General features: G+C 69.3%; 23 protein-coding genes. 4 read left to right on the top strand and 19 right to left on the bottom strand.

Features of this window, described 5'->3' with window-relative positions:
- Positions 1–104: 104 nt before the first annotated feature.
- From E4V01_RS06075 to E4V01_RS06090, 4 genes are all read right to left on the bottom strand, one after another.
- A complete protein-coding gene (locus tag E4V01_RS06075) occupies positions 105–407 on the bottom strand; it encodes a hypothetical protein (RefSeq protein ID WP_135297726.1) in 303 nt (100 codons plus the stop codon).
- Between the two features lie 17 nt (positions 408–424).
- Positions 425–2,743 (bottom strand): FdhF/YdeP family oxidoreductase, encoded by a 2,319-nt coding sequence (locus tag E4V01_RS06080; RefSeq protein WP_135297727.1) that lies wholly within the window; start codon positions 2,741–2,743, stop codon positions 425–427.
- Between the two features lie 459 nt (positions 2,744–3,202).
- Positions 3,203–4,279, bottom strand: coding sequence for a quinone-dependent dihydroorotate dehydrogenase (locus E4V01_RS06085; RefSeq protein WP_135297728.1), 1,077 nt, complete (start codon positions 4,277–4,279; stop codon positions 3,203–3,205).
- On the bottom strand, positions 4,276–4,626 hold the full coding sequence (locus E4V01_RS06090) for a DUF952 domain-containing protein (protein ID WP_060769671.1): 351 nt from the start codon (positions 4,624–4,626) through the stop codon (positions 4,276–4,278). The genes E4V01_RS06085 and E4V01_RS06090 overlap by 4 nt, the downstream gene beginning before the upstream one ends.
- A 349-nt stretch (positions 4,627–4,975) precedes the next feature.
- On the opposite strand from E4V01_RS06090, the gene E4V01_RS06095 reads away from it, so the two are divergent.
- Complete coding sequence (locus tag E4V01_RS06095; RefSeq protein WP_003604161.1) at positions 4,976–5,608, top strand: helix-turn-helix transcriptional regulator; 633 nt, start codon at positions 4,976–4,978, stop codon at positions 5,606–5,608.
- A gap of 10 nt (positions 5,609–5,618) precedes the next feature.
- On the opposite strand, the gene E4V01_RS06100 is transcribed toward E4V01_RS06095, so the two are convergent.
- Together E4V01_RS06100 and E4V01_RS06105 are read right to left on the bottom strand one after the other, a co-directional pair.
- The gene (locus E4V01_RS06100) at positions 5,619–5,948 is read right to left on the bottom strand and encodes a hypothetical protein (RefSeq protein ID WP_060769672.1); all 330 of its coding nucleotides are present in this window, start codon (positions 5,946–5,948) and stop codon (positions 5,619–5,621) included.
- A 170-nt stretch (positions 5,949–6,118) separates the two neighbouring features.
- Positions 6,119–6,334, bottom strand: a complete 216-nt coding sequence (locus E4V01_RS06105; protein WP_003604163.1) for a DUF3126 family protein — start codon at positions 6,332–6,334, stop codon at positions 6,119–6,121.
- A 306-nt stretch (positions 6,335–6,640) separates the two neighbouring features.
- On the opposite strand from E4V01_RS06105, the gene E4V01_RS06110 reads away from it, so the two are divergent.
- Both E4V01_RS06110 and prfH read left to right on the top strand, forming a co-directional pair.
- A complete protein-coding gene (locus E4V01_RS06110; RefSeq protein WP_135297729.1) occupies positions 6,641–7,798 on the top strand; it encodes an RNA ligase RtcB family protein in 1,158 nt (385 codons plus the stop codon).
- Complete coding sequence (prfH, locus tag E4V01_RS06115) at positions 7,795–8,397, top strand: peptide chain release factor H (RefSeq protein ID WP_060769673.1); 603 nt, start codon at positions 7,795–7,797, stop codon at positions 8,395–8,397. The genes E4V01_RS06110 and prfH overlap by 4 nt, the downstream gene beginning before the upstream one ends.
- Positions 8,398–8,537: 140 nt before the next feature.
- Here the strand turns inward: prfH and cysE are convergent, their stop codons facing one another.
- From cysE to E4V01_RS06150, 7 genes are all read right to left on the bottom strand, one after another.
- On the bottom strand, positions 8,538–9,398 hold the full coding sequence (cysE, locus tag E4V01_RS06120) for a serine O-acetyltransferase (RefSeq protein WP_060769674.1): 861 nt from the start codon (positions 9,396–9,398) through the stop codon (positions 8,538–8,540).
- Between the two features lie 281 nt (positions 9,399–9,679).
- Positions 9,680–10,627 carry a helix-turn-helix transcriptional regulator gene (locus tag E4V01_RS06125; RefSeq protein ID WP_256371242.1) on the bottom strand — a complete coding sequence of 316 codons (948 nt, stop codon included), beginning with the start codon at positions 10,625–10,627 and terminating at the stop codon, positions 9,680–9,682.
- Between the two features lie 247 nt (positions 10,628–10,874).
- Positions 10,875–12,482 carry an ABC transporter substrate-binding protein gene (locus E4V01_RS06130; protein WP_135297731.1) on the bottom strand — a complete coding sequence of 536 codons (1,608 nt, stop codon included), beginning with the start codon at positions 12,480–12,482 and terminating at the stop codon, positions 10,875–10,877.
- Complete coding sequence (locus E4V01_RS06135) at positions 12,479–14,752, bottom strand: sensor histidine kinase (RefSeq protein ID WP_135297732.1); 2,274 nt, start codon at positions 14,750–14,752, stop codon at positions 12,479–12,481. Before E4V01_RS06135 ends, E4V01_RS06130 begins: the two co-directional genes overlap by 4 nt.
- A 121-nt stretch (positions 14,753–14,873) precedes the next feature.
- A complete protein-coding gene (locus E4V01_RS06140; protein WP_060769677.1) occupies positions 14,874–15,077 on the bottom strand; it encodes a hypothetical protein in 204 nt (67 codons plus the stop codon).
- A gap of 10 nt (positions 15,078–15,087) precedes the next feature.
- Positions 15,088–15,372: a hypothetical protein gene (locus E4V01_RS06145; RefSeq protein WP_245517436.1), complete on the bottom strand. Its 285-nt coding sequence runs from the start codon at positions 15,370–15,372 to the stop codon at positions 15,088–15,090.
- Between the two features lie 154 nt (positions 15,373–15,526).
- On the bottom strand, positions 15,527–16,258 hold the full coding sequence (locus tag E4V01_RS06150; RefSeq protein ID WP_135297733.1) for a response regulator: 732 nt from the start codon (positions 16,256–16,258) through the stop codon (positions 15,527–15,529).
- A gap of 375 nt (positions 16,259–16,633) precedes the next feature.
- Between E4V01_RS06150 and E4V01_RS06155 the strand changes: the two genes are divergently transcribed.
- Positions 16,634–18,454, top strand: a complete 1,821-nt coding sequence (locus E4V01_RS06155; RefSeq protein WP_193763149.1) for a DUF3369 domain-containing protein — start codon at positions 16,634–16,636, stop codon at positions 18,452–18,454.
- A 287-nt stretch (positions 18,455–18,741) separates the two neighbouring features.
- On the opposite strand, the gene E4V01_RS06160 is transcribed toward E4V01_RS06155, so the two are convergent.
- The 6 genes from E4V01_RS06160 to E4V01_RS06185 all read right to left on the bottom strand — a co-directional run bounded on the left by E4V01_RS06160 (position 18,742) and on the right by E4V01_RS06185 (position 24,792).
- Positions 18,742–19,746: a PAS domain-containing protein gene (locus E4V01_RS06160; protein WP_158509745.1), complete on the bottom strand. Its 1,005-nt coding sequence runs from the start codon at positions 19,744–19,746 to the stop codon at positions 18,742–18,744.
- A 470-nt stretch (positions 19,747–20,216) separates the two neighbouring features.
- Positions 20,217–21,233, bottom strand: a complete 1,017-nt coding sequence (locus tag E4V01_RS06165) for a GTP-binding protein (RefSeq protein WP_135297735.1) — start codon at positions 21,231–21,233, stop codon at positions 20,217–20,219.
- The gene (locus tag E4V01_RS06170) at positions 21,230–21,556 is read right to left on the bottom strand and encodes a hypothetical protein (protein ID WP_135297736.1); all 327 of its coding nucleotides are present in this window, start codon (positions 21,554–21,556) and stop codon (positions 21,230–21,232) included. The genes E4V01_RS06165 and E4V01_RS06170 overlap by 4 nt, the downstream gene beginning before the upstream one ends.
- Before the next feature lie 22 nt (positions 21,557–21,578).
- The gene (locus tag E4V01_RS06175) at positions 21,579–22,460 is read right to left on the bottom strand and encodes a polysaccharide deacetylase (RefSeq protein ID WP_135297737.1); all 882 of its coding nucleotides are present in this window, start codon (positions 22,458–22,460) and stop codon (positions 21,579–21,581) included.
- A 176-nt stretch (positions 22,461–22,636) separates the two neighbouring features.
- Positions 22,637–23,344, bottom strand: coding sequence for a Crp/Fnr family transcriptional regulator (locus E4V01_RS06180; RefSeq protein ID WP_060769684.1), 708 nt, complete (start codon positions 23,342–23,344; stop codon positions 22,637–22,639).
- Positions 23,345–23,595: 251 nt separating this feature from the next.
- The gene (locus tag E4V01_RS06185; RefSeq protein ID WP_135297738.1) at positions 23,596–24,792 is read right to left on the bottom strand and encodes a PepSY domain-containing protein; all 1,197 of its coding nucleotides are present in this window, start codon (positions 24,790–24,792) and stop codon (positions 23,596–23,598) included.
- Positions 24,793–24,814 lie beyond the last annotated feature (22 nt).

A 24,814-nucleotide genomic window follows, 5' to 3' on the forward strand; every position in this document is an offset into this window, starting at 1 on the left:
AGTATCGTTCCGAAAGGCGGTTGCCGGTTCTCGGAAAAAAAGATGATGCGAAAACAAGAGCCTCAAGCATCGTCTGGATCGAGTTCCAGGATGACGCTCTCGGGTCAGGCGGCGAGCGCCGTCAGCACCGCGCGGCCGGCCGGGCTCGCCTCATAGCGGGTACGCTGGGTGCGGCCGTCACGGGCGGTCACGGTGATGAGGGTCTCAGTGGTCAAGCTTTCCACCGCCCGCAGCACCAGGGCGTGCTCGACACCGAAGATGCGGCCAAAGCTCCGGCTGTCGGCCGCCAGCGCGAGATGCAGGCCGGCGAGGATGCCGGCCTCCAGGAGACTGAGTTCGGGACGCAACGCCGCGATCGTGTCGGTCGCGGCGAGAAAGGTCTCGGCGTCGGCGGCGGGTTCGCTCACGCGGCCATTTTCCTCACTCACGCAGCCTTGCCCACGGCGTTCGCGGCACGGGCCCGCACCTGGACCAGCACCGACTTCGAGGTCGGCGTGTCCGACAACTCGCCGAAGGCCGAGAGCGGCACCAGCACGTTGAGTTCGGGATAGTAGCCGGCGAGCGCGCCACGCGGCATGTCGAAGGGCACGAGGCGGAAATCCTCCGCCACCCGCTCGATACCGTCTTGCGTGTGGACGCAGACGAGATCGACCCGCTCGCCCGCCCGCGCCTTCAGCTCGGCGAGGTCGTCCGGGTTGGCGAACACGACGCGGCGCTCGCCGTAGACGCCGCGGTAGCGGTCGTCGAGGCCGTAGATCGTGGTGTTGTACTGGTCGTGGCTGCGGAAGGTCTGCAGCACGAAGGTATCGCCCTGAAGGCTCGCGCGCTGATGCTCGGTGGCAACCGGCAGCGGTCCGGACGAGAAGCCCGCCCGGCCGGTCGCCGTCTCGAACACCCGCTCGGCCGCGAGATTGCGCAGCATGAAGCCGCGGGGACGCCGCACCCGGGTGTTGAAGCCGGCAAACCCCGGAATCGTCCGCTCGATCAGGTCGCGGATCAGGTCGTAATCGTCGGCGAGCGCGGCCCAGTCGATCCGCTCGGAGCCGAGGGTGGCCGCGGCCATGCCGGCAATGATGCCGATCTCCGAGCGCAGATGCACCGAGGCCGGCTTGTTGATGCCGCCCGAGCCGTGGACCATGCTCATCGAATCCTCGACGGTCACGATCTGGACCTTGGCCCGGCTGTTGCGGTCGATCTCGGTGCGGCCGAGGCAGGGCAGCAGGTAGGCGACCCGGCCCGGCACGAGATGCGAGTGGTTGAGCTTCGTCGCGATGTGGACGGTGAGTTCGCAGCCGGCGAGCGCCTTCTCCACCAACTTCGTGTCCGGCGTCGCGCGCACGAAATTGCCGCCGAGCCCGACGAAGGCCTTGGCCGAGCCGTCGAGCATCGCCCCGATGGCGCCGAGCACGTTGTGGCCGTGCTTGCGCGGTACGTTGAGGCCGAACTCGCGGTCGAGCGCTTCGAGCAGGGCCAGCGGCGGCTTCTCGTTGATGCCGACCGTGCGGTCGCCCTGCACGTTGGAATGGCCGCGCACCGGGCACAGGCCGGCGCCGGGCCGGCCGATATGGCCGCGCAGGAACAGCAGGTTGGCGATCTCGCGGATTGTCGCCACCGAGTGTCGGTGCTGGGTCACGCCCATCGCCCAGGTCGCGATCACCTTGTCGGCGCCGAGATAGACGTCGGCGGCGGTCTCGATCTCTTCGCGGGTCAGGCCGGACTGGTCGAGGATCGCCTCCCACTCCGTCGCCTCGACCGCCGCGCGGTAATCGGCGAAGGCGCTGGTATGCGCGGCGATGAAGGCGTGGTCGAGGAGCGAGGGCTTGCCCGCCTCGATCGCCGCCGCGTCGCGGGTGAAGACGACCTTGGCGATGCCGCGGAAGGCGGCCATGTCGCCGCCGGGTTTCGGCTGGTAGTAGTGGCTGGCGATCGGGCGGCTCGCGCCGCGCAGCATCTCGACGCTGTTCTGCGGGTCGGCGAAGCGCTCCAGCCCGCGCTCGCGCACGGGGTTGAGCACCACGACCCGCGCGCCGCGCTCGGCGGCCCGGCGAAGGTCGCCCAGCATGCGCGGATGGTTGGTGCCGGGGTTCTGGCCGACGACGAAGATCGCGTCCGCCTTCTCGAAATCTTCGAGCAGCACCGTGCCCTTGCCGATGCCGATGGCCTGGACGAGGGCGATGCCGCTCGCCTCGTGGCACATGTTCGAGCAATCGGGGAAGTTGTTGGTGCCGTAGGCCCGGGCGAAGAGCTGGTAGAGGTAGGCCGCCTCGTTGGAGGCGCGGCCGGAGGTGTAGAACTCGACGCGATCGGGATGGTCGAGGCCGCGCAGGGTCGCGCCGATCTCGGCGAACGCCTCGTCCCATTCCACGGCGCGGTAGGTGTCGCTCTCGGCGTCGTAGCGCATGGGATGCGTGAGGCGGCCCTCGCTCTCCAGCGCGTAATCGGTCCAGCCGCGCAGCTCCGAGACCGGATGCTTGGCAAAGAAGCGTGGCGTCGCGCGCTTGTCGGTGGCCTCCCAGGAGACCGCCTTCACGCCGTTCTCGCAGAACTCGAACGAGGAGCCGTGGGCCGGGTCGCCCCAGGCGCAGCCGGGACAATCGAAGCCGTCGGGCTGGTTGGCGCTGAGCAGGGCGCGTGCGCCGGAGAGCGGCGCCCGGCTCCCCAGCAGGAATTTGCCGCAGCTCTTCAGCGCTCCCCAGCCGCCCGCGGCGGAAGAACGCTTGGGTAGGCCTTGCGAACGATCCATCCGAGAGCCCGGTCTTCGCGATGTGGGAGATGTTTCCAACGATCCGCGCCCGCCGCTTCGCCCCCTGGCGGGTGAGCGGTTTCAGATGTCGTGACTGTGAAATAACATCTCGCAGGTGCGAGTTGATGCATGGCGGATGATGGGGGAGGCATTCGTCGCACGCAGGGCGATTTAAGTTGATTCTAGAAGGTGCCCGTTCTTGGAATGGCTCGAAGCTGAATTCAGGTCAGCGCGCCGCGTGACTTATGGAAATTTGATGCATTGCATCAAATTTCACATGGTCGGAAATCGGATGGCGGAGCGGTTCATGCAACCGGCCAGCTCCGCCGTAAGGCGGACCCGTTTCTGCGGGTGCCGGTCGAATGCGACGCGAGACCCGCTCCGTCATCGCGAGGCGGGGCCGCGGTGACCCGGAGCGTCGCGCCTCCTGAAGAGGCCGTGCGGCGGCGTGGTGCCGGGTCAGGCCTCCCGCGCGAGGGCGGCGGCGTCCCGCCCGACGACCGGGGCGAAGCTCGTCAGGCCCTCCGCCCGCAGCCGCTGGCTCAGGCCGCGCTTGATCGTGCCGACCAGCCCCGGCCCCTCGTAGACGAGGGCGGAGTAGAGCTGGACGAGGCGTGCACCGGCCCGGATCTTGGTCCAGGCGGCCTCCGCCGAATCGATGCCGCCGACGCCGATCAGCGGGATCCGGTCGCCGACGCGCAGATAGGTCTCGGCCAGGAGCCGGGTCGACGGGCCGAACAGCGGCCGTCCGGACAGGCCGCCGGTTTCCTTGGCGACGGAGGATTCCACGAGGGACGCCGGCCGGGCGATCGTCGTGTTCGAGACGACGAGGCCTTGGATGCCGCGCCGGAGCGCCGTCGCCGTCATGGCGTCGAGCCCTTCGAGTGCGATGTCGGGCGCGATCTTGAGGAGCACGGCGGGGCTCGATCCGCTGGCATCGCGGGCGGCGACGACGCGGGCGAGCAGGTCGTCGAGGAAGGCCTCGCCCTGAAGGTCGCGCAGGCCCGGCGTGTTGGGCGAGGAGACGTTGACGGTGATGAAGGCGACATGCGGCGCGAGCCGCGCGGTGCAGGCGACATAGTCGGCGAGCCGGTCGGCCGCTTCCTTGTTGGCGCCGATATTGACGCCGACGATCCCTTCGCGGCCGGCGCGGGCCTTGAGCCGGTCGGCCACCGCGTCGAGCCCGTCGCTGTTGAGGCCGAAGCGGTTGATCACCGCCCGGTCGCGGGGAAGCCGGAACACCCGCGGGCGCGGATTGCCGGGCTGAGGCTGCGGCACGACTCCGCCGACCTCGACGAAGCCGAAGCCGAGGCCGAGCAGCGTGTCGGCCACGCGCGCGCCCTTGTCGAATCCGGCGGCGAGGCCGACCGGGTTGGGAAAGCGCTGCCCGAACACCTCGACGGCGAGGGACGCGTCGTCGGCCGGCGGACGGCGCGGCGGCAAAAGCGAGAGGCCGCGAATCGTCAGGTCGTGCGCCGTCTCGGCGTCGAGCCCGTGCAGCAGGGGCCGGGCGAGGGGGAAGAGCGCGTCGATCATGCCTGCGGGATCTCCGCCGGGAACACGTGCCGCCCCTCCGGCCCGAGGGGCATGTCGGTCACGGAGCGTACGGCGCTCAAGGGAAGGTCGCCGTAGAGGTGCGGGAACAGCGCGCCGCCCCGCGACGGCTCGAAGCGCAGAGCCGGCCCGAGGTCGTCGCCCTCGATCGCCACGAGCAGCAGGTCGTCCTGCCCGGAAAAGTGGCGGGCGGCGGTCTCGGCGACCTGCTCCGCGGTCGAGAAGTGGATGAAGCCGTCGGCGTGATCGACGGGTGCACCGGTGAAGCGGCCGAGCGTCTCGGCTTCCCGCCAGAGGCCGCGTGGACAGATCTTGTAGACGAGGGCCATCCGGTCTCCGGGGGTCGAATCGTCCGGAGCGATAGAACGCGCGCCGGCCCACGGCAACCGACGCCGGATGATGCCGGAGGGCCATCGCGCGAAGCCGCATGAGCGGCTTCCGGCACGAACCCCGCGCAGGCGGGCGCCAGCGACTGAGGCCAGCAAAAACCCAGGGCGAGCGTCGTCGTACGATTGCCCTGGATGATACCGGATACGGGGTGCCACGCCTTCACCGCTTGCCGTTCAGATGCGACACTCGCCTCTCCGGATGCTCCGATTGCGTCCGGGGCCAGCGGGTTCTAGTTTCCTAACTGTAGGCCGTATGTCTCAACGGCACACGCGCCGGGTTGAGGCCACCATGCTGTCGCACGAGCAGATCTGGACTGCGATCGACCGGTTGGCCGAGCGCCACGGCTTCTCCGCGTCGGGGCTCGCCCGGCGTGCGGGCCTCGACGCCACGAGCTTCAACCGCTCGAAACGGGTCGGGCCCGATGGGCGCAAGCGCTGGCCCTCTACCGAATCGATCGCGAAGGTGCTTGCCGCCACCGGCGCCAGCCTCGACGACTTCCTGCACTTGGTCGATTCCGGGCAGGGTCCGACCCGTACGATGGTGCCGCTGATCGGCCTGACCCAGGCCGGCTCCGGTCGCCTGTTCAACGAGGAAGGGATTCCAACCGGAGGTCCCGGCTGGGACGAGATCGAGTTTCCCGATCTCGGGGGGGACCGCGCCTTCGCGCTGGAGGTGCAGGGCGATTCGATGCTGCCGCTCTACCGCGACGGCGACGTGCTGATCGTCGCCCCGAATGCCAGCATCCGTAAGGGCGACCGGATCGTCGCGCGGCTCAACAACGGCGAGGTGCTGGCCAAGGAACTGCGCCGCCGCACCGCCCGCACCATCGAACTCGCCTCGCTCAACCCCGATCACGAGGATCGGGCGGTGCCGCTCGCCGAGGTCGCCTGGATGGCCCGCGTGATGTGGGTGCGGCAGTAGAAGGCGCCGGCTACAGCCCGACCAACCGATGCGCCATGCCGAGGGCGATCTGGCCCGAGAGCAGGCTCCAGCCGCAGGCGATCATCGTCGCGATCATCACGAAGGGGATCGGCCGGCGCTCGATGCGCCGACCCCGCAGGGTGTTGCGCAGGATGATGAAGGGCGCGGCCACCGCGATCATCGGCAGCGCGGCTAGCGCCGCGACGCCGCCGGCTTCCAGCAGGCGAAAGCTCGCCCGTCGGTTCGTGGCGTATTCGAAGGCGCTCGCGAGCAGCCCCGCCAGAGCGAGACCGACGATGAGCGCCTGGATGGATTCGACGGAAGACGGGCTCACGGTCATGACGCGCTCGACGCTCCTTCTCAGGATGTGACGCGCAGTCTGGCCGATCGTTTACGTGTTGTTAAGAAAGACGTTTCGTTAACATTAACGCGGCCCACAGGCTCGACGCCGAAAGCGGTCATCGAGCCCGGAGCGATGTTGCCGGCCGAAACGAAGGCCGGCTCGCGGAGTCAGGCGTCTTCTTCGAGATCGATGTCGAGGATCGCCATGCGGAAGGTGAAGGAATCGTCGCCGTCTTCCTTGTCGTCGGCGAGGACGCCGATCGACTCGTCGCCGATGAACACCTCGGCGGAATCACCAGTCTTCATCGCCACGACGCGGATGCTGGCATTGGCGAACTTGCGGCGCAGGTAATCCTGCAGCTTGGCGACTTCGGTCTTGGTCACACCGTCAACCTTTTTTCTGGGGGAGCGCCGCGCATCGAGGCGCGGGGCGCGGCGCCGATCGGATGATGAGCGGCGGCTTGCCAGATCATCGGGGGGCAGGCAACCCGAACGACCGAAGACGGCGGCGCGCGAATCGGCTAAGCGGACGCGGCACACACCGTGCTTCGACACGCATTCCCGCACCACGCTTTCGAAGGAGGCGGAGCATGACCCAGGCATTCCGGCAGACGACCGACCGAGCCGCCGCGTGCCCGCTCCGCGGGCTCTCGGCCACGCCGAGACTTCCCACATGAAAGCACGGACGATTTGACGAAGACACCGGTTCACCGCTTCTTTTCCGGAAGCGCCTGGATCGAGGGTAACGCCCTCGCTCAACTCGATTTTCTCACCCAAACCATTCCGAACATCGTCGCGCTCGCCGCGATGCCGGACCTGCATCCGGGCAAATACGGCCCGGTCGGCATGGGCCTGCTCGCGCCCGGACTTCACCCGACCCTGGTCGGGTCGGATATCGGCTGCGGCATGGGTCTGTTCCGGACCGACCTCAAGCTGAAGAAGCTGCGGACCGACCGGGCCGCCGAACGCCTCAAGGGGCTCGACGAGCCCTGGGACGGCGATCGGCGCGGGCGGATGGAGGCAGCCGGGCTCGCCCCGACGCCCTACGATTTCGGTCTCGGCAGCATCGGCTCCGGCAACCACTTCTGCGAAGTGCAGGCCGTCCACGAGATGCGGGACGAGGCCGCCTGCCGGGAGGCGGGCATCGACCCCGAGCGGGTCCACCTCCTCGTTCATTCCGGCTCGCGGGCGCTGGGCGCCTCCATCCTCGACGCTCTGGTCCGGGCGGAGGCCGGACCACTCGCACCGGACTCGGAGGAGGGGCGGCGTTACCTCGCCGCCCACGATCACGCGGTCGCCTGGGCGCGGCTCAACCGGGCGATCATCGCCGAGCGGGCCGGCGAGGCCCTGCGCGGCGCGGTCGAGCCGGTGGCCGACCGGCCGCACAACTTCCTGGAACCGAGGGGGGGCGGCATCCTCCACCGCAAGGGGGCCGCGCCCGCCGACCGGGGGCTGGTGCCGATCCCCGGCTCGCGGGAGACCCTCTCCTATCTCGTGCGGCCGCGGGTCGATGCGTCTCCGGACGCGCTCGCCTGCCTCGCCCATGGCGCCGGCCGCAAGTACGACCGGGGCTCGATGCACGGCCGCATCGAGCGGGTGCGCTCGGTGCGCGAGGGGCTCAAGCGCAACCCGTTCGGTGGGGTCGTGGTCTGCGAGGACCGCAATCTGCTGATCGAGGAGGCGGGCGACGCCTACAAGGCGATCGACCGGGTGATCGACGACCTCGTGAGCTTTGGCCTGGCCGAGGTGGTGGCGACCTTCCGGCCGCTCGTCACCTTCAAGACCGGGCTGAGCACGATCGGCCGGCGCGGTGGTTCCCAAGGGGCCGGACAGGGGAGGGGGCGATGAGCCTGCGCCTCCTCGTCACCAGCGGACGCGGCCCGGCCGAGTGCCGGATCGCGCTGTCCCGGGTCGTGCGGCTCCTCCGCCAGGAGGCGGAGGCGTGGGGGCTCGATCTGTCCCAGATCGACGGGCCGCCCCATCCGCAAGGGCACGGGCCGGCCTCGGTCGTGCTCGTCCTCGACGGACCGGAGGCGGCCCGGCTCGCTGCCTCCTGGGCCGGGACGATTCAATGGATCGCCCAGAGCCCGGTGCGGCCGAACCATAAGCGCAAGAACTGGTTCGTCTCGGTCTCGGAACTGCCGCCGCTTCCTTCCGCCCAGGCAATCCGGGAGCAGGACGTCCGGTTCGAGGCGTTCCGGGCGGGCGGTCCCGGTGGGCAGCACCAGAACACGACCGACAGCGCTGTGCGCGCCACCCATGGGCCGACCGGCCTGCGGGTCGTCGCCCGGGAGGAACGCTCCCAGCACCGGAACCGGGACATTGCCCTGAAGCGGCTCGCCGAACTCGTCGAGATCCGGGCCGCGATGGAACGAGGCGCGCTTCAGGACGAGGCGCATCGGCGTCACGACGCCCTGGAGCGGGGCAACCCGGTCCGGGTTCTCTAAGCATCATCCCGAAAGGTGGCTGCCGGCTTTCGGAAAAGGATGATGCGAAAACAACAGCCTCAACCATCGTCCTGGATCAGGTATCCAGGACGATGGTTCAGAGAGCCGTGAGGATCTGTCCGCGGCCTTCGGGCTGCGGATCAGATTCCGCCCGCGATATCGATGAACTCGCTCATCGCCACGAGCTGGTCCATCGAGCGGGCGGGCTCGGCGCAGCCGGCCGCACCGACGACACGCGCCGGCACGCCGACGACGGTGGTGTGGGCCGGCACCGACCGGAGCACGACCGAGCCCGCCGCGACCCGGGCACAGGCCCCGACCTCGATGTTGCCGAGGATCTTGGCGCCCGCGCCGATCATCACGCCGCGGCGGATCTTGGGGTGGCGGTCGCCGCCATGCTTGCCCGTGCCGCCGAGCGTCACCGCGTGCAGAATCGAGACGTCGTCCTCGATCACCGCGGTGGAGCCGATCACGACCCCGGTGGCGTGGTCGAAGAACACCCCGCGCCCGATCCGGGCGGCCGGGTGGATGTCGGTCTGGAACACCTCCGACGACCGGCTTTGCAGGTAGAGCGCGAGGTCGCGCCGGCCCTGGCCCCAATACCAGTGGGCGAGGCGGTGCGCCTGGATCGCGTGGAAGCCCTTGAAGTAGAGCAGCGGCTCAAGCGCCCGGGTCGTCGCCGGGTCGCGGTCCATCACCGCGAGGATGTCGGCGCGCATGCTCTGGCCGATGCGAACGTCGTCCTGGATCGCTTCGTGGAAGCCGTGGGCGACGAGTTCGCTCGAGAGCGAGGCGTGGCCGAGGCGGGTGGCGACGCGGTGCGCGACCGCAGCCTCCAGGCACGGATGGTTGAGGATGGTGGCAACGAAGAACGAGGCGAGCTGCGGCTCGTCGCGCACCACCGTTTCCGCCTCGGTGCGCACGCGCGTCCAGAGCGGATCGACGATTCCGGCGATGCCTTCGCGCCCGGAGGCCGGGCTGAGCGACGGACTGGCGGACATGCATTCCTCCTCGACAGCGTGGGCTGTCCATCCGGCTTGTGGCCGCGACGGGCTCGCAGCCGGCAGCGTGTTCGCGCCGCCCCGCACGGCCTTGCCGAGGCGGCCCGCTAGACGGGTTATGCCGCCGGGTGGGGCATGGAGTGACGACGCGTATCGCGAAAACCGCGCGGGAGAGAAGCGTCTTCGCCCGCACCGGGTCAAGCCCCACAGCTTGGGGCGATCCCGCGCCGCATCAAGGGGCCGGGTCACACCCTGCGGCGGATGGCGCCGCAAGGCTGCGGTCACGCCGCCGGGCGCCGCCCGCCGGTGTCGTTGCCGCTGAAGCGCGACTCGATCACTTCGATCAGACGCGCGGCCATGACCTCGACCGGCACGTCGGAGGTGTCCACGACGGCAGAGGCGCGGGCGTAGAGCGGCTCGCGGCTGAGCAGCACCGCGCGCAGATCGTCCAGCACCGAGGCCGGATCGCCCTTGCCTTCGACATGACCCTGGTCGCGCACCCGCTGCAGGTGCTCCTCGGGCCGGGCCTGCAGCCAGATCGTGTAGAAGGAGGAGAGCAGCAGGTCGTAGGTCAGCGGCTCGGCGACGATGCTGCCGCCGGTGGCGAGCACCATCGGCCCCGGCTGCTCGGCGAGACCGCGCAGGGCCTTCTGCTCCAGCCGGCGGTAGCCTTCCTGGCCGTAGATCGCGAAGATCTCGCGCACCGACAGACCGTTCTCGCGCTCGATCTCCGTGTTGAGCTCCACGAAGCGCCAGCCGAGATGGGCCGCCGCCATCCGGCCCAGCGTCGATTTGCCGGCACCGCGCAGGCCCACCAGCGCCACGCGCCGCCGGATCGTCCGCGCTTCCGCACCGGTCGAGCCCGCAAGCGCCGACTTGGCCAGGGCGATCTGGTCCGGGCTGGCCTGATCGAGCAGGTCGCGGATGACGCGCCAGTCGGACGAGGCTTCCTGGGTCGAGACGAGATCGTCGAGCCGCATCCCCATCGCATTGGCGACGCGCCGCAGCAGGATGATCGAGACGTTGCCCTGGCCGCTCTCGAGCTGGGCGATGTAGCGCTCGGACAGGCCGGAGGCCTGCGACAGCAGCTTGCGCGACAGCCCACGCACCGTCCGCGCGTGGCGGACGCGCCGGCCGAGTTCGTTGAGGAAGCTCGCTTCTTGATCGGCCGCGTCGGTCATGGCCACACTCACCTCATCGTCCTTTCCGACGCCCGCCTCGATCCGCATCCATGCCGAACAGCTCCGGCGAGGCCTCGACCTCGCGCCCGGAATACCATCCGCTCGTCCGGAGACCCGAACGAGAGACGCCCGCTGCAACGCGCGGGCCAAAGCACGCGGACAGAGCGGGGAACGCGCACATCTGGCGATTGGCGAGCTGCGATGCAACCCGTCGCGCGAGCGTAGCATCCATGCGAACTCGCTAGTGGATAACATATGCTATGCCGCAATGCGAGAGATACGGCCCTGCAAAACACTAGTCCGCCAACGTTACCCCCTCGAACAGGGTGCGCCCGAGCGGGTCCGTCCGGAAGCCGTCCACATGGCGCCGGGCCGCCATGTGGACGATGGTGTGGGCGAGCGGTACCCAGGGGACGGCCTCGCGGAATCGGATCTGCGCGTCCCGGTAGAGCCGGGTGCGGGTCTCGCGGTCGTCGGTGCGGCGGGCGTCGAGGACCGCCGCATCGTAGCGTGCGTCGCACCAGCGGGCGAGGTTGGCGCCCCCCGGCGCCGCTGCCCGGCAGCCGAGCAGCACGTTCATGAAGTTGTCCGGGTCGCCGTTATCGCTGGTCCAGCCGTAGAGCATCATCGTCGGCGCGCCGCCGTAGAGCGCTGACCGGTAAGCGGTCCAGTCGCGGGTGGTCAGTCGGGTGCGGATGCCGATGCGGGCGAGGTCGGCGCGGATCATATCCGCCACGCGCCGGCCATCGGGGTTGTAGGGCCGGCTGACCGGCAGGAACCACAGATCGGTTTCGAACCCCTCGGGAAAACCGGCCTCGGCCAGCAGGCGCGCGGCGGCCTCACGGTCGAAGGCGGGCTCGGGCAGATCGGGGTGGAAGGCCCAGCTTGACGGCGGCAGCGGGTTGCGCGCCACCGTGCCGGCCGGCCCGTAGACGGCCTCGACGATGGCCTTGCGGTCGATGGCGAGACTGACGGCACGGCGGACCCGCCAATCGGTCATCGGCGGGCGCGTGGTGTTGAGGGCGAGGTAGGCGACGTTGAGTTCTTCGCCGGAAAAGAGAGCCAGGTCGGGGTCGGCGCGCACCGCGTCGAGATCCGCCGTGCCGGGAAAGGCCATCACGTGGCACTCGCCGGCCTTGAGCTTGGTCAGCCGCACCGCCGGATTCGGGGTGATCGAGAAGACGAGCCCTTCGATTGTATGCGCTCCGGCTTCGGCTGATCGGCGCCAGTAGTCCAGGAAACGGCGATAGCGCACGGCCACGTCGGGGCGGTATTCGACGAAGCGGAATGGGCCGGTCCCGATCGGCGCTCGGGCCAGCTCGGCTTGCGCGCCCCTTCGTGCGAGATGCTCGGCATATTCCGCCGACAGGATGCCGCCGAAGGCCTGGGCGAGATTGGGCAGGAAGGTCGCGTCCGGCTCCTTGAGGCGGAAGCGGACCCGGCGCTCGTCGAGCCGTTCGATTCCCTCGATCTGGCTGGCGAGGCCGAGGTCGCGGAAATAGGCGAAGTCGCCGCCGACGCGGTGATAGGGATGGTCCGGCTTCCACTGGCGGAGGAAGCTGAAGAGCACGTCGTCGGCGTTGAGCGGTCGGCTCGGCGTGAACCCGGCATTGGCGTGGAAGCGCACGCCCGCCCGCAGGGTGAAGTCGTAGGTCCGCCCCCCGTCGGAGACCTCCCACGATTCGGCGAGCGCCGGCCGCAGGTCTGTGGTGCCGGGGGCGAACTCGACGAGGCTGTTGAACATCTGCCACGTCGCACTCATCGCCGTGGTCGTGGTGACGAGGCCGGGATCGAGGGCTTCCGGGTTGCCCTCGGAGCAGTAGACCAAGGTGCGCGCCTGCCCCGGCGCCGCTCCCGTCAGGACGGCGAGGGCCAGCAGCGCGGCGCGGACGAGGCGTCTCATCGCGCCTCCATCCCGGTCGGCCGGCGCGCCGTGCCCGGCCGTTCGGTGCCGCCGGGCGCCCGCGGGAATTCCAGGCGCACGAGGGTGCCCCGGCCCGGCTCGCTCTCGACGGCGATGCGGCCCTGGAGCTTGGCCGTGACGAGGTTGTGCACGATGTGCATGCCGAGCCCGGTGCTGCCGCGGGAGCGGGCGGTGGTGAAGAACGGGTCGAAGATCCGCCGGAGATGGTCCGGCGCGATGCCGCCGCCGTCGTCGATCACCTCCAATCGCACGAGCGCTCCGGGCGCCGAGACCTGCACCGTGATGGTTCCCGGCCGCTCGGCGCCGGCGAATCCGTGCACGACGGCGTTGGCGACGAGGTTGGTGACGACCTGCGCGAGCACGCCGGGATAGGTATCGAGGACGATTCCGGGCGGGACCTCGCGCCGAATTCTGTGGCCGCCCTTGCGCAGCATCGGCTGCAGGCTCGCGAGCAGTTCGCCGAGCCAGACATCGAGGTCGAAGCTCCGGCGCTCGTCGCTCGCCCGGTCCACCGCCACCTGCTTGAAGCCGTGGACGAGGTCGGCGGCGCGGGCCAGGTTCGCGCAGAGCAGTTGCGTTCCCTCGCCGACCCGATCGACGAAATGGATCAGGCGCGAGCGCGAGAGCGCGCCCGCCGCGACCAAGCCCTGGAAGGTCTGCGTCTCGTCGCGCACCAGCGTCGCGGTGGTCAGCGCGATGCCGAGCGGCGTGTTGATCTCGTGGGCGACGCCGGCCACGAGCTGCCCCAGCGAGGCGAGTTTTTCCGCGCGGATCAGGTCGTCCTGGGCATGGCGGAGATCGTGCAGGGCGGTGTCCGCCTGATCCTTGGCCCGCCGCAGCGCCCGTTCGCGCCGGCCGATCTCGGTCACGAAGAAGTTCGTCGCGCGGGCGATGTCGCCGAGTTCGTCCGTGCGCTGCGTGCCGGAGAGTCCCTCCGCCTTCGGGTCGGCAGCGAGCGCGATCATGTCGCCCTGAAGCTGGCGCAGCGGCACGAGAATCGAGCGGGCCACCGCCAGGGCGGCGAGGGCTCCGAGCAGCAGGCCGATGGCCGCCCCGGCGAGGAGGAGCCGGCCGAGGAAGGTGCCGAACCGGTCGGCATCCTCGACCGCGTCGTCGTTGAGGTCGCGGGAGGCCTCGCTCAGGCCGGCGGCGAGGCCGTCCATCTCGGCGATCATCGCGTTCTGGCGCTTGAGCCCGTCGATCGTGGTGGCGAGCCGCGCGCGCCAGCCGTCGATGGCCTCGATCATGTCGGATTGAATCAGCGGCGAGATCGGCAGGGCGGAGGCGCTTGCCGAGAGCCGCTCGCCCTCGCTGAGCATCGTGGAGATGGCCTCCGGGTCCCGCCGCGCCAGCGCCTCGGCGGTGCGCTGGCCGAGCTTGAGCGTGGCGATGCCGATATTCTGCGTCGCCTGCTCGGTCGCGTTGGCCTCGCCTGCATAGGTTAGGAGCTGCGCCACCGCGTCGTCGAGCGTCCGCTGCTCGGAGGTCACGATCTTGAGCCAGCGCTCGCCCCACTCGGTCAGCCGGTCGCCGGCCGGCGGCTCGGAGGCGGTCAGCCCCTCGGCCTCCATCGCTTCGGTCTCGCGGGAGGTGGCGCGCAGGGCCGCCGCGAGGTCGCGGCCGGCATGGACGAGGCGGGTGCGCCCGGACTGCGCGGTCTCCTCGCCGCGTTGCCGGGCGAGGGCGCCTTGCCACGCGGCGGCCAGCACGGCGTTGAGCCCCGCCACGACGTCGCGGGTCGCGCGCAGCCGGTTCACCTTCCCCGTCATCGTCCAGGCGAGATCGACATTGGAGGCTTGCTGGCGCTGGCGCGCCTGCTCGGCAAGGTCGGTGAGGCGGTTCGCGCGCTGTCCCATCTCGGCGATGAGGCCGTCGTTCTCGCGGGCGACCGCCGAGAAATCCCGCATCCGCGCCACGTAGCGGTCGAGGGATTGGCGCGCCGCGGCGGCCCGCTCGGCTTGGCTCCGGATGCGGGCCTGATTCTGAAGCGCCTCCAGACCCTGTCCGGCCCTGGCGGTCAGGTCGAAGAACCGCGTCTCGATCGCCGCGCGTGCGTCGGCGCGGGCGGAGACGGAATCGTCGCGGACCATCCGCGCCAGGGTGAGGTCGTGATAGGCGCGGGTGGCGAGCAGGGCGCCGGCCCGGGCTCGCTCGCCTTGGGCGAGAAGGAACCAGCCCGCCGCCGCGATGGCCGCGGCGACGAGGATCGGGACACCGCCGACCAGGGCAATCTTCCGGCCGACCCGCATCCTCGCCCCGTGGCGGGCTCCCTCGGGAGCGTCCTTCGTCGGGGCGGGATCGTCGCCGGAAACGCGTCGCCGGACAAGGGCGTCGCGCCGGTCTGGATGGGGACGGCGAACCGCGCCGCCCTCATGCGCCCGCCGGGACCGTGTGGCGCCGTTTGCGCACCGGTGTCCCCCGGCCGCCGGAGGTGCCGAAGCGTCCTTCCTTGGTCGGCGTCGTCGGGACGGGCCGGCCGTCGCGCCCGCCCTGCTGGCGCCCGTGCAGGATCTCCCGCAGATGGGCCAGCGTCTCCGCCGAGGCCTCCAGATCCTCCGTTGAGAAATGCGGCATGGCGCCCTCCTCAACGCGCGGTGAGAGCGATGATGCGGACCTTGCGCCCGTCGGCGGCGCAGGCCGCCGGTTGGTAGGGCCACGCGGCGGCACAGGGGGCTGTCGTCGATGTTTCACCCTTGAGCGCCGGCGCCTCGGACTCCGTGACCTTGGGAGCCATGGCGGCGGGCGCCTCGATGGGCGCCGCGGACAGCGCCGGCTTCGGGCCGGCGGCGGCATCCGTCGCGGCCAAGCCGGCAACGAGGCCGGCGGACAAAACCGCGCTCGCGGCGATCATTGAGACCAATCCCTGCATGACATCCTCCCGCGGCTTTGCCGTCGTCGATGGGAGTGCTTGTAGGCAGGGGGCGTGTCCGGCGTTTTGCGTCGCCCGTCACAGGATCACCGGATCAGGGGGCGATTGTTGCGTCTCGCAGCCGCCGACGAAACATTCGGCGGCGAATGCACCTTCAGTCGCCTTCGGGGCGGAAGATGTAGCCGAGGCCGCGCACGGTGCGGATGTAGCGCGGGTTGGCCGGGTCCGGCTCCACCTTCTTGCGGATGCGGTTGATTCGCACGTCGATCGCCCGGTCGAATGCGTCCGGATCGCGGGCGTCGGCGAGATCGAGCAGCCGCTCGCGCGACAAGGCCCGCTTCGGATGGTCGGCGAAGGCTTTGAGGAGATCGAATTCCGAGCGGGTGAGCGGCTGCTCCACGCCCGCATCGTCGCGCAGGCGCAGGGCATCGAGTTCGAGCCACTTCGTGCCGAACCGAACGGTTCGCGCCGGTGCCGCGGCGTCGGGCGCCGCCTGCGGCGATGGCGGCGCGACCTGGGCCCGCCGCAGCACCGAGCGCACCCGGGCGACGAGTTCGCGCAACTCGCAGGGCTTGGGCAGGTAATCGTCCGCCCCGAGTTCGAGCCCCACCACCCGGTCGATCGGACTGGCGGTCGCCGTCAGCATGATGATCGGAATCGGGCTTCGCGCCTTCAGATCCCGCACGATGGAGAGGCCGTCCTCCTCGGGCATGTTGAGGTCGAGCACGATCAGGTCCGGCGTCCGGATCTGGAGATGGGCCCGCAGTGCCCGCCCGCCCTCGCACAGGGCCACGTCGAAGCCGTGCAGGCGCAGGTAGTCGCCGACCATGGCGCGGGCATCGGCCTCGTCGTCCACGACGGCGATGTGGGGGCCGGTCGCCGTCATAGGTCCGCGCCTGTCCAGTCCGGCGAAGAGAATCGGATGGTCACCTCGATCGTCCCTCGAATCGAAAAGGCACTTTCGGCTGGACTCGACAGCTTTCGCCCTCACCATGCCCGATCCGGCCGCGCTTGGCGACGCCACCGGGAGGGCGATCAACGGATCTTGGCGGACGGGCCGCGCCGAACTTGTGTACGATGATTGAAGCCGCCCAAGGGTGAGCGGCGGGGCATGTGTTGAGGCCACTCGCCTTTCGATAAGATTTCGTCGCAAGCTTTCGGTCAGCATCGCGGTGTGTGCTTTCGAACGGTGCAACCGCTCGCGCCGCAGCACAAAGGGCGGCGGGTGCGCATGCGTTACGCTGATTCGGTCGGCGGATGCATGCGGGCGACCTCGATGAGCTCGGAAGGCCTTCACGCGATGAACGACGACGACTGGCTCGAACTCATCCCCGACGAGGCCGCGGAAGCGCCGACCCGAGCCGGAACCTGGACCATCGCGGTGGTCGACGACGATCCGGCCGTCCACGAGGGCACCCGCTACGCGCTCGCCGGCTACAGCCTCGACGGGCGGGGCCTCGACATCCTCTCCGCCTATTCGGCGCAGGAGGCGCGGGCGCTGCTCGCCGAGCGGCGCGACGTCGCCATCGTGCTGCTCGACGTGGTGATGGAGACCGACGACGCCGGACTGAGGCTCGTTGACTACATCCGCCGGGAGCTGAAGGAGGAGACCGTCCGCATCATCCTGCGCACCGGCCAGCCGGGGCAGGCGCCGGAGCGGCGCGTCATCGTCGATTACGACATCAACGACTACAAGGCGAAGACCGAACTCACCGCCGACAAGCTCTTCACCAGCCTCACCGCGGCGCTCCGGGCCTACCAGCAGCTCCGGCGGCTCGACGAGACCCGGCGCGGCCTGGAAATCATCATCGACGCCGCGCCGATGCTGCTCGACCACAAGTCGATGCAGCGGCTCGCCGAAGGGGTGCTGACCCAGGTCGCCTCGCTCCTCAACGTCGATTGCGCCGGCATCCTGGTTCTGCGCGAGGATGAGGATGCCGCCGACCGGCGGGAGGGCGGCTTCTGCGTGCTGGCGGGCTCCGGGCTCTATGGCGGCTATGTCGGGCGCGATCCCGGCTGGCCGCTCGATCCCGGCATCCAGCCCCTGGTCGAGCAAGCTTTCGCGGCGCGCCGCCACAGCTTCGGCGACGGCCTCTCCACGCTCTACGTCCAGACCGCGAGCGGCAGCGAGATCGTCGCGCTGATCGACACCGACCGCCCGCTCTCCGATACCGACCGGGCGCTCATCACCCTGCTGGCGGGGCGCCTCTCGGTCGCCTTCGACAACGTGATTCTCTACGAGCGGCTGCAGCGCGCCAACGTCACCCTGGAGCAGCGGGTGGTCGAGCGCACTGCCGAACTGATCCGCGCCAACCGCCGCCTCGATATGCAGCGCTCGGACCTGCGCCGGGCCAATAGCCTCAAGACCGAGATTCTGGGCACCATCGCCCATGACCTGAAGAATCCGCTCTCGGTGATCCTGGGCCGCTCCGAGATGCTGACCGACCTGATCGGCCTCGATCAGGGGGAGGCGTCCGGCGCGGAGAAGGCGCGGGCGGCGATGCTGACCCAGGTCGAGCACATCCGCACCTCGGCGACCCGCCTGATCGACATGATCGACAGCCTCATGGCCGACGCCATGAACGACGCTCTCGACATCACCCTGCGGCGCGAGCCCGTCGATCTCGCCGGCCTCGCCCGCGAGGTCTGCGAGGCCAACCGTCCGCTGGCCGAATCGAAGGGCCAGAGCCTGAACACGGATCTGTCCGCCCCGCTCTCGCTCTGCGGCGACGCCGAACGGCTGCGCGAAGCGCTCGACAACCTCGTCTCGAACGCGATCAAGTATTCCTATCCCGGCGGCGCGATCACGGTGAGCGTGCGGGAGGAGGGGGGCGACCTCGTCTGCGCGGTGGCCGACCAGGGCCCCGGCCTGTCCCCGGAGGATGCCGGCCGCCTGTTCGGCCGCTACCAGCGCCTCTCGGCCAAGCCCACCGGCGGCGAGGGCTCGACGGGGCTGGGCCTCTCCATCGTCAAGCGCATCGCCGAACTCCACGGTGGCCGCGCCGAGGCGTTCTCCGACGGACCGGGGCAGGGCGCCGTGTTCTCGATGCGGTTCCCGAAGGAGGCGGTGGGGGTGCCGTAGGGGCGGACCCAACGGCCTGACCATGCAGGACGGCTTCCGATCCGGTCTGGGCCGTCACGATATCCAATTCCGGCCATTCCACCGCACCGGTTCTCCAGGGATGGCGCTTGATAACGTTCTTTTTGGATGGTCCTTGCCGATCATCCAGAGCAGACCGCAGCCTATGGTGTGCCAGGGCACACCCAAACGGACTGGCGTCGGCGGCCGCGTGGGGTGGAAGTGATGACGGTCAAGCCGGCGTTGGCATGCGTCCGGACAGGGGGCGCCAGCGGTGCCTTCAGGCGGCCTCAACTGCGGGCAATGGCGACCCTGTTGTCATCCAGGATCATGAAGCGGATGCCGGCACGACGCAGGGCCGCAATGGCTTTCCGGCGAGAGTGGGAGCCCCGGCTATCGGCATCCTCCTCAAGGCGCCGCACCGTCGAGAGCGACAAGCCGCTTGCCTGCGCCAGCATCGTCATCGACCAGTCGAGCAGGGCTCGAGCGGCGCGCAGGTGGTGACCCTCCACTAGCTGTTCCAGGCCTATGCGCATCAGGTCCGCCACCAGCGGCGGAGCGCCGAGCGCAGCGGGATAGAGGATCCCGTTGCGCTCGATCAAGCGCCCGCGCTCGTCAAAGACTGGGACTGAAAGCACCCGATAGCGCTCAGGTTCGCGGTTGCGAAGGTGATGCAGCGGCGCCGCTTGGAACATCTGCTCGGCTTGGCGCTGTGCGATGCTGTCGATAAACGCCGCGCGCTCGGCCGGCGCCACGTCGGCATAGGGATCGGCGATGATATCTTCCATCGGGCGCCCGGAAAACTGCGCCGCCTCGGGCGGAAAGTGATAGGTCCCGTCGAGATCGACGGGGATGAACAGGATGCGGGACGCAGCCAGCAAAGCGCTGCGCCGACGCTGATCGGTCTGGCGCAGCCGTAACAGGGCGGCTGCATCGGTTACGTCCAGGACGATGCCGGCGGCGGCCCGCGGTCGGCCCTCCGGCGTCAGATGCAATTCGGTGCGCATCGTGATCGTGCGCAGCGTTCCGTCCGGTCGCGCGATCCGGATCTCGCGCTTTGGCAGGACGTGGCCCTGCAGGAGATCGGCGGTGCTCGCCAAGTAGAACCGGTCTGCGGGATGGACGAGATCAGTGAGCAGGCTGTAGCTCGCGCGGGTCTGCGTGGGATCGAGCCCGAGCAGGCGGAAGAGGCCGGGCGACCAAGTCTGCTGCCCGGAGGCGAAGATCCAGGCCCAACTTCCCGTCAGCCCGTCATCCTCGATCAGCCGAAGGAATTCTGCCGGAGCGAAGGACAAATTGAGTGGATGCATAAAGTCCCGGTGTAGGCAGTCTGCGACGCACGCGCGCCTTGCTGGATAGTACTACGACGGCAATAAAGATTATGCTACGCGCCGGGAGGATCGTCCTACCTGTTGCGCCGAAATTGGGGGTGGTCTTACGTTGTGACTTATGGTTTGCTGACGGTTTGGTGGATACAAGCCCAGGCAAAATGGATTCGGTTCTCGATCTTTATCAAGATGAGATAGCCCTAAGTCGAGTGCCGCTGCGCCGGGTTGTAAAAGCGCTCGATGCCCTTGGCGGCGTCCGCCCGAATCCGGTCCCGACTACGTAACATCCCGCCTACGGGCAAATGCTTCCGGCCGCAGTGCGGAAGCCTGTTTCCCACCCTCAGCAGCCTTTGAGCGGTCAAGCTGTTTGCGCTTCGATCTCAGCGGAGGCGCCGCGCCCTTCCCGCATGGGACGACCGGGATGTTCGTGCCCCGCCTCAGCGAAGCCCTGCAAAGACCTCGAACGAGGCGCGGATGCGGGCCTCTTCGATCCCGTCCACGATGAAGACGAGGCGGGACGTGCGCGGGCCGTCCGGCCACGCCGCCATATGCGTCGGCGGATGGACGAGGTGCTGCACGCCGTGGACGGCCACAGGGCGCGCCTCGCCGGCGAGGTCGAGGATGCCCTTGACCCGCAGGATGCGGTGGCCGTGACGGTTGAGCAGCATCGACAGCCAGATCCCGAAGCCGGTCCAGTCGATCGGCCGGTCGAGCGTCACGGAAAAGGAACGGATCGTCTCGCCGTGGCGATTCGGATCGTGCCGGTGATGCCCGTGGTGGCCGTCAGGATGCGAGTGGCTGTGGTCCCCTTCCGGCTCTTGAGTCGGAGCGAGCCCGGTCGCATCGGCCATCAGCCAGGCCGCGTCCCACGCCGCGCCGTGAACGTCCACGACTGCCGCGGCCGGGTTCAGCGCGGCGAGGCGGCGGATGAGCGCGTCCCGCGCCGCCGGCCCAGTAAGGTCACCCTTTGTCACCACGATCCGGTCGGCGGCCGAGATCTGCTTGGTCATTTCCGGCCGGCGCGCGATCTGGTCGTCGGCATTGACCGCATCGACCGTCGCCACGATGCTGCCGGGGGCGAGGTGATGGGACAGCACGGGATCGGCCCGGAGGGTCGAGAGAATCGGGAACGGGTCGGCGAGCCCGGTCGATTCGATCACGAGCCGGTCGAAGGCCGGCACGAGGCCGCGCGCTCGCTTCGACAGGAGATCGCGCAGAGCCTCCGACAGCTCGCCCCGGATGGTGCAGCAGACGCAGCCCGATTGCAGCAGCACCATCGTCTCGTCGATCCGCTCGACGAGGTGGTGGTCGAGGCCGACTTCGCCGAACTCGTTGATGAGGACGGCGGCGCCCGAAAGCGCGGGATCGGACAGGAGCCGGCGCAGCAGCGTGGTCTTGCCCGAGCCGAGAAAGCCGGTCAGCAGATTCACCGGCAGGAGGGCGGGCGCCGTCATGCCGTGCGGTGCATGTGAGCGAGAAGCCCCTCGTCGAGCGGGTCGAAGGCTCGCCCGGAGAGTTTTTCCGCCGTCGGCCAGAGATGGGCGAGGGTGTCGATCATCTCGACCTTGCCGGTCGCCGTGGCGAGCACGTAGGCACGCCCCTGGAAGTCGGAGAGGGTCAGCCGGTAGGCGGACAGGATCCGGTTCGCGAGGCGGATCCGCCGCGTTCTTTCCAGCCGGCGCTCGCGGGCCGTATCGTTGCGCGAGTAGGTGCCGGGGCGTGAGACGGCATCCGTCCAGTGCGTCTCGATGCCGAGCACGCCGCAGAGCGAGCACATGGGCTTTCCCTTTCGGCTCCGGTCAGGCCTGACGCGGGAAACGCCGGGCGAAATCGTCGGCCATCTCGTTCATGGTCACGAACCGCACGCCCTCGTGGCCCTTCATGTACGCGAACAGGCGCTCCAGCATCAGCAGCACCTGGGGCCGGCCGGCGACGTCCGGATGGATCGTCATCGGGAAGACGGCGTAGTCCATCTCGCGGTAGACCCAGTCGAACTGGTCGCGCCACATCTGCTCGATGTCGCGCGGGTTGACGAAGCCGTGGCTGTTGGGCGCCTTCTTGATGAACATCATCGGCGGCAGGTCGTCGAGATACCAGTTGGCCGGGATCTCGATGAGGCCGGTCTCGTGTCCGCGCTTCAGCGGTACCATCCAGTCGGCCGGCTTTCCGGCGTAATCGATCTTCGTCCACTGGTCGCCGACCCGCACGTAGTAGGGTGTGAAGTCGTCGTGCATCAGCGAGTGATCGTATTTGATGCCGCGTTCGAGCAGGAGTTCGTTGGTGACGTTGGAGAACTCCCACCAGGGCGCGACGTAGCCCGTCGGACGCCGGCCGGAGAGCCGTTCGACGAGTTCGATGCACTTATCGAGAACCTCGGTCTCCTGCTCGCGCGTCATCGCGATCGGGTTCTCGTGGCTGTAGCCGTGGATGCCGATCTCATGCCCGGCATCGGCGACCGCCTTCATCTGCTCGGGGAAGGTCTCGATCGAGTGGCCGGGGATGAACCACGTCGTGCGGATGTCGAGGCGCTTGAACAGCTTCACGAGGCGCGGTGCGCCCACTTCGCCGGCAAAGAGCCCGCGCGAGATGTCGTCCGGCGAATCCTCGCCGCCGTAGGAGCCGAGCCAGCCCGCGACCGCATCGACGTCGATGCCGAAGCCGCAGAGAATGTCCTTTGCCATCGGTCGCGTTTCCCTATGCCGTTCCGGGCGAGATAAATGTCTCTCACAAAACTCCCGCCGCGCTGTCATCGCCCGAGCGAGAACGCAAAGAGACCGGGAGTTTTGTGATTCACTCCAAGGCGTCGGGATCGAACGGCGATGACGGTGGCGTTTCGTCCGGCGTCCTCACTCGGACTTTACCGGAACGGACCGATCAGGCGCTCGTACGCGGCTTCGGCGGGACCGTAGCTGCTTCCCGCGAGGTCGCACAGCAGCCCGCGGTCGCGGACGGTGATCAGAGCACGCTTGGCCTGGATCGCGCCGTAGCCTTCGAGCGCCTGGATCGCCAGCGTCACGGTCGATCGCTGCGTCGCCAGCATGATCGACAGGAAATCGTGGGTGAGCGAGAGATCGTTGCCCACCAGCCGGTCATGCGCCATCAGGATCCAGCGGGCCAGCCGCTCCTCGACGGAGTAGGCGCCGTTCGACATCGCCGTCTGGCTTATCGTCATCATCACCGTGTGAGTGTAGCGCAGCAGCAGGTCGTGCAGGGCGGGGCTGCTCCGGAGGGCGTCGCGGAACGCCTCGGCCCCGATCCGCAGCCAGGGGCCGCCGACCTGGACCAGAAGCTCGTGCGTGGCGTGATCTACCTTCAACACGCTAGCCGTGCTGACCATGCCCTCGGAGCCGAAGCAGCCGACCTCGATCCGCCGCCCCTCACCGGTGACGGCGACGTTCGACGACAATCCGGCTTCCGGAAAGTAGACGAAGTCCAGCGGGTCCCCGACGGACCAGAGGATGTCGCCTCTTTGAACCTGGACACGCTCGAACTGCGGCAGGAGCTGTTCCAGCTCGCTGGGTGGCAACGCCTGAAGTAGGCGATTTCGTGGTGATGATACACCCATCGCTGGTTCCAGCCCCTCTCGCGTTCCTGCGGAAACGCAGGCCCTTGAACGTTGCGTTCGATGTTCCCGGACGGCGCACGGGCCGGCGCGACCGGACGATGCTCGCTCCCCTTGTTTTTGCATTATCCTTTTCCGAAGGCCGGCAACCACCTTTCGGGATGATGCTCTCGCGGAATCCGCGTTGGGGCGGTGGCTCTCCAGGCGACGATTCGGCGTTCTTCAGGCCGACTTCGACCCGCGAAGCCGTGCCGTCATCCCCGCGCCGAGGCCTCGGCCGGCCGGGACGCCCGGCCGGTAACCCTTCGCCGTCCGGCCCGGCGGCGCAGCACATAGAGCGTCAGCCCGGTCGCGAAGAAGCCGGGGAGCGCGAGCGCCGCGAGGCAGAACAAGAGGGCGACGGGCGCGCCGAAGAAGCGCCCGCGATGCACTTCCAGCATGTTGTCGGCGATACGCGCGCCGAGGGCCGAGTCGGCGGCGCGCTTGTCGGAGAGCCGGACGCCGGTGCGGGCGTCGTAGGTGGTCTCGTTGCGCAGGTTCGAATCCGGGGCGTACCAGCGGATGCGGATCGCTGCGGCGTCCGGCCCCGGCAGGGTCAGGGTCGCGAGGGAGGCCGTGCGCGTGGCCCTAAACTCCGCCCAGGCGGTGTCGATGGCCGATGTCCCATCCGGCATCTTGCCATCCGCGATGTTGCCATCGGGGGGCTTGCCGCCGGGGGCGCGCTCTGCGGCCCGCGCCGGGGGGGCCGGGCCGGTCAGAAGCCATGTCGCGCCCGCGCGGTACCATTCATAGGACCACCACAGGCCCGACAGGGCGCTCACCGCGTAGACCGGCAAGAGCCATGTCCCGGCGACCGCATGCAGGGACCACCAACGGGCCCGGCCGGGCCGGGCGAGGTTCGGCCGGAGCCAGACCCGCCAGCCGTGCCGGCCGGGCCAGCGCAGATACAGCCCGCTGCCGAGGAAGAGGAGCAGAGCGAGGGTGCAGGCGCCGGTGATCGTGCGGCCCCAGCCCTTGCCCTCGCCGGGAAGCAGCAGCCAGCGGTGCAACGCCCGCACGGTGGCGAAGAACGCCTCGAGCCGCACGGGGCCGAGCACGGACCCGTCGGCGGGGTCGGCGTAGACGGGCGAGGGCCGCCCGCCCGCCCGGTCGCGGGCAAAACGCGCCACGGCGCTTTGAACGGGATCGCCCGAAAGGGTCAGTGCGGAGACGCGCCGTCCCGGAAGCTGCGCCTCGATCCGTGCCGCCAGGGCCGAGGGCGTGAGCGGCGGCCGGTCCTGCGCCGCCGAAACCTGCATCCGGTCGCGATTGGCGAAGGCGGTGATCGCCTCTTCGTAGCTCATCAGCGCGCCCGTGAGGCCCGTCAGCGCGAGCACGAGCCCGGCGGTGAGGCCGAGCGCCCAGTGCAGGCGAAACAGAACGGTGCGGGCGGGAGAGAAGGCTGACGGCATGACGCTCCGAGAATGGACTCGT

Source organism: Methylorubrum sp. Q1, assembly GCF_004683995.1.
GTDB lineage: Bacteria > Pseudomonadota > Alphaproteobacteria > Rhizobiales > Beijerinckiaceae > Methylobacterium.